The following is a 13234-nucleotide window of genomic DNA, read 5'->3' on the forward strand; positions in this document are numbered from 1 at the left end:
CGCCGAAGAGGTCAGACCAGGCCGAGCCGTTCCGAATAGATGAGCCGCCCGCCGGAGATGTTCCAGAGCGCCTCGTTGAAGTCGTCGGGGCTCATCGCGAAACAGCCGTTCGAGCGGCCCAGCCTGCCATAAGTGGCGACATGTTCGGCCCGCGCATATTCGGCCGGATGGGCGACGATGGCACGCGGCAGGGCGTTGGAGTTCTCCGGGTCCAGCCCGCCCAGCCGGATCGATGTGCCGTAGCGGCCATGATACCACTCGTAAGTGATGAAAGAGCCACGGCTGGTCGCGTTCGAGCCTTCGACGTTCGAGAAGGTCTTGAGCCAGCCGTCATGCTCGGGGTCCGAACCCATGCCATGGGCGACGAGGAAGCTGCGGACGGTCCCCGCCTCGAGATTGGCGAAATGGAAGCGGGGCTGGGCCGAATGGACGCCGAAGTCGGCGATGGCAGCCCGGTCCCGGTGCCACAGCGTCGCGCCAACCCGCTCGATCTGGATGCGCGCGACATCGAGCACCGCGCGGTCGCGCGGCGTCAGCGCGCTGGCCTGCGCGAAGACGCGGGTCGGTGCGGCAAGTGCCGCCCCCGCGACGAGCGCACCCTTGAGCAGGCCGCGTCGATTTGTCGCCGTTTTCATGCCCATGACATAGCATATAATGTCTTGCGATGCACTGAACCAGAGGCACGGGACGTCGCTGCGCAATCTCGGCACGGCCTGCTTTCCGAGCGTTGCGCGATCAGTATTGGGAGAGGTTCATCTGCCCGTCGGCGATGGCGACGCGGGGAATGCGCGACAGGAAGCTCTGGCCCAGAAGCGTGATCGGCAGGCCTTCGGGCACGATCATCGCCGGCACGTCGTGAACCTCGAACCCGCCCAGTTGCACCGTGTCCAGGCGCACCTCCACGCCGCGGATCGGGCCGCTCGCCCCTTGCGCGACGATGCCGAGATCGTCTTCGTTCCAGCTGAGGCCAAGCGCCTGCGCGTCGCTGCCGGTCAGCGCGACGACGCTGGCACCGGTATCGACGAGGGTCTGCACCTCGACGCCGTTGATCGAGGGGGTGGCATAGAAATGACCGTCGGGCTGGCGCTGCAGCATCATCTCGCCGGTCAGGTAGTCGGGTCGCTCGTCCTGCGCGGTATCGGCTGCCACCTGCGCCGCCTTGCCGTCACCGGCAGCCGGCAGGTCCGGACTGTCGGGCATCAGCGCGCCGATGGTGCAGGCCAGGGCCCCGGCCAGGAGGATGCCGCCCAGTTTCATCCCCACCGACTGCCATGTTGCCGGTGAAGATCGGGTAAATGCGTCAGGCCGGAACCTCGTCCGCCTGTCCCGCGTCGGTCATCCCGGCCTCGATCTCGGCCGCCTTCGCTTCCACCAGCGAGACGATGTGGTCGAGCATGTCCGCGCTTTGCACATGGTGGTCGGTCACCCCGGAGAGGTAGACCATGTGCTTGCCGTTGCCGCCGCCGGTGACGCCGATGTCGGTTTCGCGCGCCTCTCCCGGGCCGTTGACGACGCAGCCGAGCACCGAGAGCGAGAGCGGCACCTTGATGTGCTGCAGCCGGTCTTCCAGCGCCTGCACCGTGCGGATGACATCGAAGCCCTGCCGTGCGCAGGACGGGCACGACACGACGCGCACGCCGCGGGTCCTGAGGCCGAGGCCCTTGAGGATCTCGAACCCGACGCGCACTTCCTGCTCCGGCTCTGCCGATAGCGAGACGCGGATGGTGTCGCCGATGCCGGCCCAAAGCAGGTTGCCGATGCCGATGGACGACTTGACCGTCCCGCCGATCAGCCCGCCGGCCTCGGTAATGCCGAGATGCAGCGGGCAGTCGACCGCCTCGGCGAGCCCCTGGTAGGCGGCGACGGCGAGAAACACGTCGCTGGCCTTCACCGCGACCTTGAATTCGTGGAAGTCATGGTCCTGCAGCAGCTTGATGTGATCGAGCGCCGATTCGACCAGCGCCTCGGGGCAGGGCTCGCCGTACTTTTCGAGGAGATCCTTCTCGAGGCTGCCGGCATTGACGCCGATGCGGATGGCGCAGCCGTTGGCCTTCGCGGCGCGCACCACTTCGGCGACCCGCTCGCTCGACCCGATGTTGCCCGGATTGATCCGCAGGCAGGCCGCGCCCTTGTCGGCGGCTTCGAGCGCACGTTTGTAGTGGAAATGGATGTCGGCGACGATCGGCACCTGCGCGGCGCGGGTGATCTGGTCGAAATGCGCGGTCGATTCCTCGGTCGGGCAGGACACGCGGATGATGTCGGCCCCCGCCTCCTCGCAGCGGCGGATCTGGTCGATCGTGGCGGCGACATCCTCGGTCGGGGTGTTGGTCATCGTCTGCACGGTGATCGGCGCATCGCCGCCCACCGGCACCTTGCCAACCATGATCTGGCGGCTCTTGCGACGCTCTATCGTGCGCCACGGACGGATAGCATTCATCGGTCAATCCATGTTCGGGCGGGGTCCGGCCCCGGCCGTTTGCGCACCCATAGGAAATTCAGCCTGAATAGGCCATATCGCGTCGCACCAGTTGCGGGAGAGTTTGATGACGCCGGACCAACTTGACGACGAGGCCGACGGAGCCGGGGACCGGGCGTGCGAAACGCCGCTGCTCTACGGCCGCGTGCTCGACGGCAAGGGGGGCGGACGCCGTATCGACTGGGCCGAGGCGCAGGGCTGGACGCCGAAGGACGAAGAAGAAGTGCTCTGGCTGCACCTGTGCCGGAGCCGTCCGGGCGTTCAGGACTGGCTGGAGAGCGATCTCGGCATCCCCGAACCGACCGCTGAACTGCTGGTGTCGGACCTGACCCGGCCGCGCGCCTTTCGCGAGGGCGACACGCTGATCGCCACGCTGCGCGGGATCAACTTCAATCCGGGGTCGGAGCCGGAGGACATGGTCTCCATGCAGTTGTGGAGCGACGGGCGCCGTGTGGTCACCCTGCGCCGCCTGCCGCTGCAGACCCCGCGCGATACCCTCGCCGAGATCGACGCCGGCCACGGCCCGACAGACGCGGGCGCACTGATCACGTCGCTGACGGAACACATGATCGCGCACATGAACACCGCGATCATCGACATGAACCAGTCGATCGACGAGATGGAGGACGCCGGACCCGATGGCGGCACCGAGGAGGTGCTGGAGGAGATCGCGCGCATCCGCCGCGAGTCGCTGGCGCTCAAGCGGCACATGAGCCCGCAGCACGAGGCGCTGGAATTCATCAGCCGCGGTGCCCCCGACTGGTTCGAGCCGCACGACCGACGCGAGATCGCGGAAACGATCGCCCGCCTGTCGCGCTTTCTCGACGACATCGACATCTCCAAGGAAAGCGCGCTGGTGCTGCAGGACGATATCCGCGCGCGATCGGCGGCACGGGCCGAACGGACCAATTCGCTGCTGACCATCGTCGCCACCCTGTTCATGCCGCTGACCTTCCTGACCGGTCTGCTCGGCATGAACGTCGCGGGCATCCCGCGCGCCGATCACCCGCTCGCCTTTGCGGCGGTTGTGCTTCTGTGCGCGGTGATCCTCGTGATCCAGCTGGCGCTGTTCAAGCGGTGGCGCTGGTTCTGATCCGGGCGCCGACAAGCGGCAGGGCGCGGATCCTAGGGGCCATTACCTAGCGACCGCTTCCCCGCATCTTCACGGCGCCTGGCCGATCCTTGCCTGCAAAGGCACAAGGATTCGGTTGCATCAAGGAGCTGCTCGCCATTCCGGTGGTCGTGCTCGTCGTTGCGCTGGTTCCGACGACCGGTTTCGGAAGCGACGGTGGCGAGAAGGTCACCGAACGCACCACGACGTCGTCGATGGAATCGGTCTTCGTCGAAATCGGGAACACCGACACGACCCGGCGCACGATCCGGGTCACTGCGCTCGGCGTCGCATCCGAGACGCCTGCCGCGCAGGTGCGCCTTTTGCCGACCGACAGCGCCGATCTCGACGGGGGGGAAGCGAAGCGCGTGCTGGCGGTGTTCGAACACCTGCAACCGGGAGAGCGGCGCGAGGCGCGCATCTGCCACGCCCCAGTCAACATGCCCGCCGAGCGCACGTGCGAACGGGTGACGATCGAGCGGACCTGACCTCCGCCGCCCCGCCTCAGAGCGGGCGTTCGAGCAGCCACTCCTCGTCGCGGTGGTTGCCGACCCAGAATTCGATGTCGGCGATCTTGGCGAAACCGTGCCGCGCGTAGAACCGCTGCGCCGCGTGATTTTCCGCCCAGACCGAAAGCTGCAACGCATCGCCGCGCCGCGACTTCGCCTCCTTCACCGCCCATTCCAGTAGCTGGCTGCCGATGCCCTGCCCGGTTGCGGCAGGGTCGGTGTAGAGCTGCGAGAGCGCGACGGGGCGCCTGGCCGCCGAATGATCGCCGAACTGCGCACCCTCCACGATCTTGCAGTAACCGACGAGTTTCCGGCCGCGAAACGCGAGGCGGTAGGCCACCGAACGATCGGCTAGCTGGCGCTCGACGGCTTCGGGCGAGTGCGCGGAATGGAGGAAGGCGGACAGGTCTTCCTCGGCATAGAGATGGCCGAAGGCGGCGTCGAAGCTCTTGCGACCCAGCACGACGAGCGCGTCGCGGTCTTCGGGTGTTCCGTCGCGGAAGACGATGTCTTCCCTTGCCGCCAAGGAAGTGGTGCCCCCGGTCTGCGCGTCCGTCACTCTCGATCTCCATGCCAAGCGGCGCCGTTGCCATGCCCGCTGCGCGCGATGGGCGCAAGCGGGCAGTGCGGCGGGGCCGACAGCGATGTCAGTTGCCGGCGCTTTCGATACGCCCGGCGGGAGCGGGCCGCTACAACAGGGCCTCAGCCCCGGTCCAGCGCCTTTCGCAGATCGGCCGGGGAAATCGGCTTGATCAGGACGTGATGCGGGGAATCGCTGGCGATCCGCTCCAGCGACTTGGGCTCGTTGGAGCCGGTGACATAGACGAACTTGGTGTCGGGGATCCGCCGCTGTACCGCCTCGGCCACGTCGACCCCGTCGCGCGGACCGCCAAGGCGCAGGTCCATCAGGACGAACTCGGGTTCGGCATCGATGATGACGTCTTCGGCCGCGTCGGCGTCGTGCGCCATGCCGACCACCTCCACGCCATAGAACTGGCACAGGTCCTGAAGATATTCGCAGATCAGGACATCGTCATCGACGATGACGACCCGCTTGGCGCTGCTGTCCGGTCTCTCGGGCACTGTCACTCCGCTCTGTCGCCGTTCGGGGCCGTCGCCGGCGGGATGCCGCCGCCCTGCCCCGAAAGCGCGTCCGGCCATAGACCGGGGCCGCACACGGTGTCGACCCCGCGCCGCCCGCCATCGTTCAACCGCGCGATCCGTCGGGCGAGGCGAGTCCCTAAAGAGGCTGTCCGTCGCGGTCGCGGTAGATCTCGCGCCGGCCGACATGATTGGCGGGGCCGACGAGGCCGTCCTTTTCCATCCGCTCGATCCATTTCGACGCGGTGTTGTAGCCGACGCCCATCTGCCGCTGGATCCAGCTGGCCGACGCCTTCTGGTTTTCGAACACCATCTGGCAGACCTGCACGTACTTGCGGTGTTCGGGATCGTCCGAGGCGTTGTCGATGTCGTCGAAGCCGAAGCCGCCGTCCTCCGGTTCCTCGGTAACCGAATCGACGTAGGCGGGGGCGCCCTGGCCGCGCCAGTGGTTGGCGACTTCCTCGACCTCCTCATCCGAAACAAACGGCCCGTGGACACGGGTCAGCGGCTGGCTCGACGCCTTGTAAAGCATGTCGCCCTTGCCCAGCAGCTGTTCCGCACCCTCCTGGCCGAGGATGGTGCGGGAATCGATGCGGCTGGTGACGTGGAAGGAAATGCGCGTCGGCATGTTCGCCTTGATGACGCCGGTGATGACGTCGACCGACGGGCGCTGCGTCGCCATGATCAGGTGGATGCCCGCCGCGCGCGACTTCTGCGACAGGCGCTGGATCAGGACCTCGATCTCCTTGCCGACGGTGATCATCAGGTCGGCCAGTTCGTCGACGATCAGCACGATCTGGGGCAGCACCTCGTAGTCGAGCTGCTCTTCCTCGAAGATCTCCTCGCCCGTCTCCCGGTCGAACCCGGTCTGGACGCGGCGGCCCAGCGGCTTCCCCTTGGCCGCCGCGGTGCGGACGCGTTCGTTGAAGCCCGACAGGTTGCGCGCGCCGATCGAGCTCATCATGCGGTAGCGCCGCTCCATCTCCTCGACCGCCCACTTCAGCGCGCGGACCGCCTTGGGCGGCTCGGTCACCACCGGCGAAAGGAGATGCGGGATGTCGTCGTAGCTCTTGAGTTCGAGCACCTTGGGATCGATCAGGATCAATCGGCACTCGGCGGGCGTCAGGCGGTAGAGCAGCGAGAGCAGGATGGCGTTGAGGCCGACCGACTTGCCCGAACCGGTGGTGCCCGCAACGAGCAGGTGGGGCATGGCGGCGAGGTCGGCAACGATCGGTTCGCCCGCGATGTCCTTGCCCAGGATGATCGGCAGCATCCCCTTGTGGTCGCCGAAGGCCGCGGATTCGATCAGTTCGCGGAAGGACACGGTCTGGCGGTCGGCGTTGGGCAGTTCGATGCCCATCACCGTCTTGCCGGGAATGGCGGAAACGCGGGCCGAGATCGCGCTCATGTTGCGGGCGATATCGTCGGCAAGGCCCATGACGCGGGCGGATTTCACGCCGGGGGCCGGTTCCAGCTCGTACATGGTGACCACGGGGCCGGTCCGCACGGCGGTGATCTCGCCCTGCACCTTGAAGTCCTCGAGCACGTTCTCGAGCAGGCGGGCGTTCCTTTCCAGCGCCATCTTGTCGACCTTCACGCCCGACAGGTCGGGGATTGGCGCGAGCAGTTCGGGGCTCGGCAAGGCATAAGCGGCGTTGAAGAAGTCGCCCTGTTGCGGCTTCGCCTTCGCGGCGGGGCGGGGCGGTGCCATCGGGTCGGCGATCTCGGGCGCGCGGCGCGGCACCTCGACCCGCTCCGGCTCGTCGTCGACCACGGTTTCGACCTGCGCGGACTTCTTCCGGCCCTTGCGCGGCAGGGGGACGATGTCGGCATCTTCCTCGGCACGCTCTCGCCGCAGGCCGAGGGGGAGGGTGAGGAGGCCCGCCCAATCGAGCGCGAAGACCCGTCCGATGCAATAGGCCCCGCCCGCCAGCGCCAGCACCGCCAGCGCGAGGATCACCCAGCCGCCATAGGGCGAAGGCGCAAGGCCCGAGAACGCATAGATGAGCTTCGAGCCGGCCAGCCCGGCCATGCCGCCCATCCCGGCAGGCAGGCCCCAGACCGGTCCGTCGACGAGCAGCGCCATCACCGTCGCGATGAGCACCATCGCCAGCGCCAGCATGCCGAGCGGGCGCGCCCAGTGTGGCCGTTCCACCTCCTCGTGATCAGCCAGTTGCCACAGGCGCCGCGCAAAAACCCAGAGCAGGGGCAGGATCAGCACCGCGACCGGCCCGAAAACGAGGAACAGCCCATCGGCGGCATAGGCGCCGGGCACGCCCATCCAGTTTGCCGTACCGCTGTTCGCCGCGGTGGAGAACGAACCGTCGGTCTGGTTGTAGCTGACCATGGCCAGCGCCAGGAACAGCGCGAGCAGCACCAGCGCGCCGCCGGCCAGCAGCTCGCTCGTGCGGCTGAAGCTGCGGCGCAGGGCAGCGCGCCAATCGGGCGCGGATCGGGCGGCGCGGGTAGCCATCGTCAGAAATATCCCGTTTGTCTGTGGCCGCCGAAAATACGCGCCGCGCGCAGGCACGGTCAATGAAGCAGGCGCGGCCCTGTGGGTATCAGGCCGGGAACATCGGGCCTTGGGACATCAGGATAGTCCGTCGATCGCGGCCCAGCCGTGCGGCGCCAGACGGCGCGCCCGGGCACAGGTCATGCCGCCGAGAAAGATCACCGGGACGCAGGCTGCGCGGGCGAGCAGCCGCGCCCGCACCTCGCCCAGCACCTGTGCGCCGGGGTGCGACCGGGTGGCGAAGACCGGCGAGATCAGCACCAGCGAAGCGCCCGTCCGGTGCGCCGCGCCCAGTTCGCGCCAGGAATGCACGGTGGCCAGCCGGGGCAGCCCGCCCGGTGCGAGCGGCGGCCCGTAGCTGGCATCCGCGTCGGCCCGCCGCGCATCCCGCGGCAAACCGGCCCAGGCGATTACGATCCCGCGCTTGCGGGCGAGGCGTGCGAGCCGCCTGAACCGGGCCAGCCGCTGCGCGGGCGGCTGGTGATAATGGCGATAGATCAAGCCGCTGCCGCGCGGCATGCGGGCCAGCGCCGTTTCCAGCCGGGCATCGTTGCGCGCATCGCTGATCAGCCACATCCGCGGCAGACGCGGGGATGCGGGCGTTTGCGCAGCAAAGGTCTGGCCTGTCTTCACCGCATCGCTATAGCAGCCCGCCATGACCGAGCCAGCGCAAGCCCTCTGCGAAATTCGCGACGACATCGCCCACGCCGCCCGCATCGCCCGCCGCAAGGGTGAGGATGTGACGCTGATCGCCGTATCGAAAACCCGGACGCCCGCAGAAATCGAACCGCTGCTCGAAGCGGGGCAACGCGTCTTCGGCGAGAACCGGGTTCAGGAGGCCCAGGCGAAATGGCCCGACCTGAAGGCCAGGTACCCGGACGTCCGGCTGCATCTTGTGGGGCAGCTCCAGTCGAACAAGGCCGAGGATGCGGCGCTGCTGTTCGACGCGATCCACTCGCTCGACCGGCCGAGCCTGGTAACCGCACTGGCCAGGGCCTTCGAGAAGACGGGGCGAAGCGTGCCGTGCTTCGTCCAGGTCAATATCGGCGACGAAGAGCAGAAGGGCGGCTGTGCCATCGCCGACCTGCCCGCGCTTCTGGCCGAGGCGAAGGCGGCGGGTCTGCCGATCGCGGGCCTGATGTGCGTGCCGCCGGCCGATGTCGAACCCTCGCCCTATTTCGCGCTGCTCGCCAAGCTGGCGGCAGACAATGGCCTTTCCAGGTTGTCGATGGGAATGAGCGGCGACTTCGAGGCGGCGGTAAGGCTTGGCGCGACGCATGTCCGCGTCGGCACCGCGCTGTTCGGACCGCGCGACTGACCGGGGCGCCCGCGCCGGAACGTCGCCGCCCGCGGCCCGTTGTGTCTGCAAAGGAGACGACATGGACGACGTGACCATCACCCGCGAAGACGGCGAACGCCGTGGAGCCTATCGCGCCGAAGTCGAAGGCCACGCGGAGGCCGGCGAACTCACCTATCAGAAATCGGGCGACGTGCTGGTCGCCGACCATACCTACGTGCCGGACGAGCTGCGCGGGAAAGGCGTGGCGGCAAAGCTGGTCGATGCCCTGATCGCCGACGCGCGCGAGGAAGGCACGAAGATCAGACCGCTGTGCAGTTATGTCGTCGCGGCCTTTCGCCGCCATCCGGAGTGGAAGGACGTGCTCGCCTGACGATCGCGCCGAACCAACGCAGCCAACTTCAGCGGCAGGCGGTCATTTCTTCGGTCCGCCGCCGTTGTTTCCACCGTTGTTTCCGCCGCTGTTCCCGGCGCCGCCGCTGTTGCCCGGCGTCGATGTCGGCGTGGGGGTCGGTGTCGGGCTCGGCGTAGCTGTCGGCGCGGGGGTCGGTGTGGGCGTCGGTGCGGGCGTGGCGGTAGGTGCGGGCGTCGGCGTCGGCGTCGAGGTATTGCCCCCGCCGTTTCCATTGCCCGTGCCGGCCGGAGCCGTGGCGTTGGTCGCGGCGAGGTCGCTTTCCATCTTGCTGCCGGACTCACCCGCATTCGCGCCCAGCACCAGCGCAGCCGCGCCCAGAGCCGGCCCGACCACCGCGATGATCAGCGCATATTCCGATGCGGACCCGCCGCGTTCATCAGTCCAGAAACGACAAGCCATCTGCCAAAGCCCCTTGGTCCGGGCAAGCGGGCCGCACTGGCCGCACGTCACCGGAAATTCGCCGATACTCCAGCCGGTCGCGGCGACGAAGCGGCGTCATGGTTATGACGGCACTCTTCATCAACCTGACAACCGGCAGATTGTCGCGCAGATGCTAAGGCAAAGCGGTTAACGCCCCGCAAACGCGGCAAAACCTGCAATGCGTACGAAGTACGGAGATCTGCCGATGGTGCTGCTGGGGAGGATTGAACTCCCGTATCCAGCCCATTGAACTTTGAAAAACAAGGATGTTTTAGCGCCGGTGTTGTGGCGAAGTAATGCCCGAATGTAACAGTTGGTGCAAGTGGGGGCGTGGCTCCGCTTCCCAAGTTGCGTTTCAGGATGGGGCAGACCATCATCGGGCCATGTCCGATACATGCTGTTCATCGAAAGCTACCGAGATCGAGCGGTTAGCCGCTCAGGCTGACCAGAGGCGCGTGCTGATTGTCGTCCTTCTCATTAATGCGGTGATGTTCGTGCTTGAGTTCGGCGCAGGGGTCGTAGCGGGGTCGGCGGCTCTGATGGCCGATGCGACAGACATGTTGGGTGACGCTTTAGTCTATGCCGTCAGCATCTATGCGCTGTCCCGAAGCGACCGCTGGAAGGCCGGAGCGGCTATGTTCAAAGGTATCTTCATTCTTGCCCTAGGGGCGGGCATCGCCGTGACCGTAGTGGCGAAAATCCAGAGTGGTGTACCGCCTTCTTCGGCTTTGATGCTGGCATTCGGGGGGCTGGCTCTGGTCGCCAACGTGGCCTGCCTCCGCCTGCTGTGGAGGTTTCGTGCGCAGGACGTAAACATGGCCAGTACTTTCGAATGCTCACGCAATGACGTTATCTCCAATGTGGGCGTGCTGGTTGCGGCAGGACTGGTTGCCCTGTTCGCCTCGCCTTGGCCCGACATCGTAATAGGGTCGGCCATGGCCATCCTCTTCGTCCGCTCTGCGATCCGCGTGATGGCCGACGCCGCACCGCAACTGAGAGCCGCTTGACAGCCATCACTTATGCCGGTGCCGCATTGGCGGAGATTGCAGGCTGCTTTGCCTTTTGGGCGTGGCTCCGCCTCGACAAGTCGCCGTTGTGGCTCATCCCCGGCATCGCATCCTTATGCATGTTCGCTTACTTGCTGACGCTAGTGGACGCTGAGCACGCAGGGAGGACCTATGCAGCGTATGGTGGCGTGTACATCTGCTCGGCGCTCGTGTGGCTTTGGGCAGTAGAAGGTGTGCGGCCTGACAGATGGGACACGCTAGGTACGGCGTTGTGTCTTGTCGGCGCGGCGATCATCCTTTGGGGTCCAAGAGCCGCAGCATAGGGAAAGATAGGTTCTTGGCACTCTAGGGCCTGAAACGGGTGTCGCTACGCGCGACGGCACATGCGACAATGTATGTGCAGTTTTACCCCCATGGGGCCTGTGGCCAACGTAAATGGCCACCAAGGCGGGATTGAACCTCGAGAATGGTACCCTATCTTCGACGATAGCTCATAAGGTGTGCCTAGAAAGCTAGGCTCATAAGATAGGTTGACAGGATCAATGAGCTGGCGATATGAGCCAGCGGACTGCCAACCCTAACTTGTGAGCCCCTCATGCCGCACCGCATTGCCTACTATCGCGTCTCCACCGCAGACCAATCCATCGAAGCCCAGCGCAACGCCATGGGCGGGGACTTCGATCAGGAGTTTACGGACGAAGGGGTGAGCGGCGGGGTGATGGCTGCCGACCGTCCCGGCTTCGCCGCCATGCTCGACAAGGTGCGGGCGGGCGACACGGTGCATGTCTATGCCGTGGATCGGCTGGGCCGCGATGCGCTCGACATACAGGGCACCGTGCGCCGCCTGATCGACGCCGGGGTGGTCGTGGACGTTCATGGCCTCGGCCCCATCGGCAGGGGCGTGGGCGAACTGATCTTGGCTGTGCTCGCCCAAGTGGCCGAGATCGAACGCCGCCGCATTGCGGAGCGGACAGAAGCGGGCCGTGAGGCCGCCAGAGCGTCCCTCAGGGCCACGGGAAAGACCCACCGGGGCAAGGAAAGCTTGGGCCGTCCGTTCGCCGCTGACGCCGCCGCTGTGGCCTCATGGCGCAAGGCGAACGAAGCCAGCATCAACGCCACCGCCGCCCACTTCGCCATCTCCCCCGCCACCGTAAAGCGGTACTGCCAGTCGGCCCGCTGACAGAAACCACCACCATAACCGGCTGGTGGCGGCTTTATCTATGCCCTCCAGCCGCTAAGACATCACCATGACGCCCCAACAGTTTATCTCGAAATGGCGCAACGCCGAGTTGAATGAGCGCGCTGCATCGCAGAGCCACTTCAATGACCTGTGCGCGCTACTTGGGGTGGATGATCCCATCACTGCCGACCCCAAGGGGGAATGGTACGCCTTCGAGAAGGGGGCGACCAAGACCAGCGGAGGCGAAGGCTGGGCCGACGTATGGCGCAAGGGCAGCTTTGCGTGGGAGTACAAGGGCAAGAAGAAAGACCTGAACAAGGCGTTCGCCCAGCTCCAGCAATACGCCATCGCGCTGGAGAACCCGCCCCTCCTCATCGTGTCCGACATGGACCGCTTCCGCATCCACACCAACTGGACCAACACGGTGCAGCAGGTGCACGAGTTCGCACTCGACGACCTGATGGACGCGACCACGCGCGACCTCCTGCGAAATGCCTTCGAGAACCCAGAACGCCTCCGCCCCGCCAAGACCCGGCAGATGCTCACCGAGGAGGCGGCGCGGGAGTTCGCCCTGCTCGCCCAGCGGCTGCGGGATCGCGGCCATGCGGGGCAGGATGTCGCCCACTTCGTCAACCGGCTGGTGTTCTGCATGTTCGCAGAGGATGTCGGCCTCCTCCCGAACCATATGTTCACGGAGATGCTCAAGGCCAGCCGCCCGCAGCCGGACGCCTTCGCGGACCACGCCTGCACCCTGTTCGCGGCCATGAAATCGGGCGGGCTGGTCGGGTTTACTAAGGTGGACTGGTTCAACGGCGGCCTGTTCGATGACGACAGCGCCCTCCCGCTCGACCGTGACGACATCGACAACCTGATCACCGCCGCCGCGCTGGACTGGTCGGAGATTGACCCCTCCATTCTCGGCACCCTGTTCGAGCGTGGGCTGGACCCGGACAAGCGCAGCCAGCTTGGCGCGCACTACACCGACCGGGACAAGATCATGCAGATCGTGGAGCCGGTCATCATCCGGCCCCTGTCAGCCGAGTGGGCGGCAATCCGGGACCAGATCGAAACCCTGATCGCCAGCGCCCCACAACAGACCGCTGAGAAGCTCCTCAAGGGCGCAGAGAGGACGAAACGGGACCGAGCCTATGCCAAAAGGCCCAGGAACTGCTCAGGGGCTTTACGGAGCGCCTGAGGACATTCCGC

At 66.4% G+C, this 13234-nt stretch carries 16 protein-coding genes; 8 read left to right on the plus strand and 8 right to left on the minus strand.

What is annotated here, in order from left to right; genetic code table 11:
* Nucleotides 1-11: 11 nt before the first annotated feature.
* From J2X37_RS07235 to ispG, 3 genes are all read right to left on the minus strand, one after another.
* The gene (locus J2X37_RS07235; RefSeq protein ID WP_310019384.1) at nucleotides 12-635 is read right to left on the minus strand and encodes a murein L,D-transpeptidase catalytic domain-containing protein; all 624 of its coding nucleotides are present in this window, start codon (nucleotides 633-635) and stop codon (nucleotides 12-14) included.
* Nucleotides 636-735: 100 nt separating this feature from the next.
* Entirely contained in the window at nucleotides 736-1257 is a 522-nt protein-coding gene (locus J2X37_RS07240) for a TIGR02281 family clan AA aspartic protease (protein ID WP_310019386.1), read from the minus strand.
* Nucleotides 1258-1300: 43 nt separating this feature from the next.
* The gene (gene ispG / locus J2X37_RS07245) at nucleotides 1301-2437 is read right to left on the minus strand and encodes a flavodoxin-dependent (E)-4-hydroxy-3-methylbut-2-enyl-diphosphate synthase (RefSeq protein WP_310019388.1); all 1137 of its coding nucleotides are present in this window, start codon (nucleotides 2435-2437) and stop codon (nucleotides 1301-1303) included.
* A 106-nt stretch (nucleotides 2438-2543) separates the two neighbouring features.
* Here ispG and J2X37_RS07250 point away from each other — a divergent pair, with 106 nt between their 5' ends.
* Together J2X37_RS07250 and J2X37_RS07255 are read left to right on the plus strand one after the other, a co-directional pair.
* Nucleotides 2544-3569: a zinc transporter ZntB gene (locus J2X37_RS07250; protein WP_310019390.1), complete on the plus strand. Its 1026-nt coding sequence runs from the start codon at nucleotides 2544-2546 to the stop codon at nucleotides 3567-3569.
* 89 nt (nucleotides 3570-3658) lie between these two features.
* Nucleotides 3659-4075, plus strand: coding sequence for a hypothetical protein (locus J2X37_RS07255; protein ID WP_310019392.1), 417 nt, complete (start codon nucleotides 3659-3661; stop codon nucleotides 4073-4075).
* Between the two features lie 16 nt (nucleotides 4076-4091).
* On the opposite strand, the gene J2X37_RS07260 is transcribed toward J2X37_RS07255, so the two are convergent.
* The 4 genes from J2X37_RS07260 to J2X37_RS07275 form a co-directional block, all read right to left on the minus strand.
* Entirely contained in the window at nucleotides 4092-4655 is a 564-nt protein-coding gene (locus J2X37_RS07260; protein WP_310019394.1) for a GNAT family N-acetyltransferase, read from the minus strand.
* A gap of 143 nt (nucleotides 4656-4798) precedes the next feature.
* Nucleotides 4799-5179, minus strand: a complete 381-nt coding sequence (locus J2X37_RS07265; protein ID WP_310019397.1) for a response regulator — start codon at nucleotides 5177-5179, stop codon at nucleotides 4799-4801.
* 157 nt (nucleotides 5180-5336) lie between these two features.
* On the minus strand, nucleotides 5337-7670 hold the full coding sequence (locus J2X37_RS07270; protein ID WP_310019399.1) for a DNA translocase FtsK 4TM domain-containing protein: 2334 nt from the start codon (nucleotides 7668-7670) through the stop codon (nucleotides 5337-5339).
* 117 nt (nucleotides 7671-7787) lie between these two features.
* On the minus strand, nucleotides 7788-8366 hold the full coding sequence (locus tag J2X37_RS07275; protein WP_310019402.1) for a thiamine phosphate synthase: 579 nt from the start codon (nucleotides 8364-8366) through the stop codon (nucleotides 7788-7790).
* Here J2X37_RS07275 and J2X37_RS07280 point away from each other — a divergent pair.
* Both J2X37_RS07280 and J2X37_RS07285 read left to right on the plus strand, forming a co-directional pair.
* Nucleotides 8365-9027: a YggS family pyridoxal phosphate-dependent enzyme gene (locus J2X37_RS07280; protein WP_310019404.1), complete on the plus strand. Its 663-nt coding sequence runs from the start codon at nucleotides 8365-8367 to the stop codon at nucleotides 9025-9027. The two genes, J2X37_RS07275 and J2X37_RS07280, sit on opposite strands and share 2 nt — an antisense overlap.
* Nucleotides 9028-9088: 61 nt before the next feature.
* On the plus strand, nucleotides 9089-9379 hold the full coding sequence (locus J2X37_RS07285) for a GNAT family N-acetyltransferase (protein WP_310019407.1): 291 nt from the start codon (nucleotides 9089-9091) through the stop codon (nucleotides 9377-9379).
* Nucleotides 9380-9421: 42 nt separating this feature from the next.
* Here J2X37_RS07285 and J2X37_RS07290 read toward each other — a convergent pair whose 3' ends face one another.
* Nucleotides 9422-9820 (minus strand): hypothetical protein, encoded by a 399-nt coding sequence (locus tag J2X37_RS07290; protein ID WP_310019409.1) that lies wholly within the window; start codon nucleotides 9818-9820, stop codon nucleotides 9422-9424.
* Between the two features lie 404 nt (nucleotides 9821-10224).
* Here J2X37_RS07290 and J2X37_RS07295 point away from each other — a divergent pair, with 404 nt between their 5' ends.
* The 4 genes from J2X37_RS07295 (at nucleotide 10225) to J2X37_RS07310 (ending at nucleotide 13223) form a co-directional block, all read left to right on the plus strand.
* On the plus strand, nucleotides 10225-10848 hold the full coding sequence (locus J2X37_RS07295) for a cation transporter (RefSeq protein ID WP_404979599.1): 624 nt from the start codon (nucleotides 10225-10227) through the stop codon (nucleotides 10846-10848).
* Nucleotides 10845-11171, plus strand: coding sequence for a YnfA family protein (locus J2X37_RS07300; protein WP_310019412.1), 327 nt, complete (start codon nucleotides 10845-10847; stop codon nucleotides 11169-11171). Before J2X37_RS07295 ends, J2X37_RS07300 begins: the two co-directional genes overlap by 4 nt.
* 272 nt (nucleotides 11172-11443) lie before the next feature.
* Entirely contained in the window at nucleotides 11444-12028 is a 585-nt protein-coding gene (locus tag J2X37_RS07305; protein ID WP_310019414.1) for a recombinase family protein, read from the plus strand.
* Nucleotides 12029-12095: 67 nt separating this feature from the next.
* Entirely contained in the window at nucleotides 12096-13223 is a 1128-nt protein-coding gene (locus J2X37_RS07310; RefSeq protein ID WP_310019417.1) for a type IIL restriction-modification enzyme MmeI, read from the plus strand.
* The last annotated feature ends 11 nt before the right edge of the window (nucleotides 13224-13234 follow it).

Origin of the sequence: Croceicoccus sp. BE223 (assembly GCF_031457155.1) — a bacterium.
Classification (GTDB): Bacteria; Pseudomonadota; Alphaproteobacteria; order Sphingomonadales; family Sphingomonadaceae; genus Croceicoccus.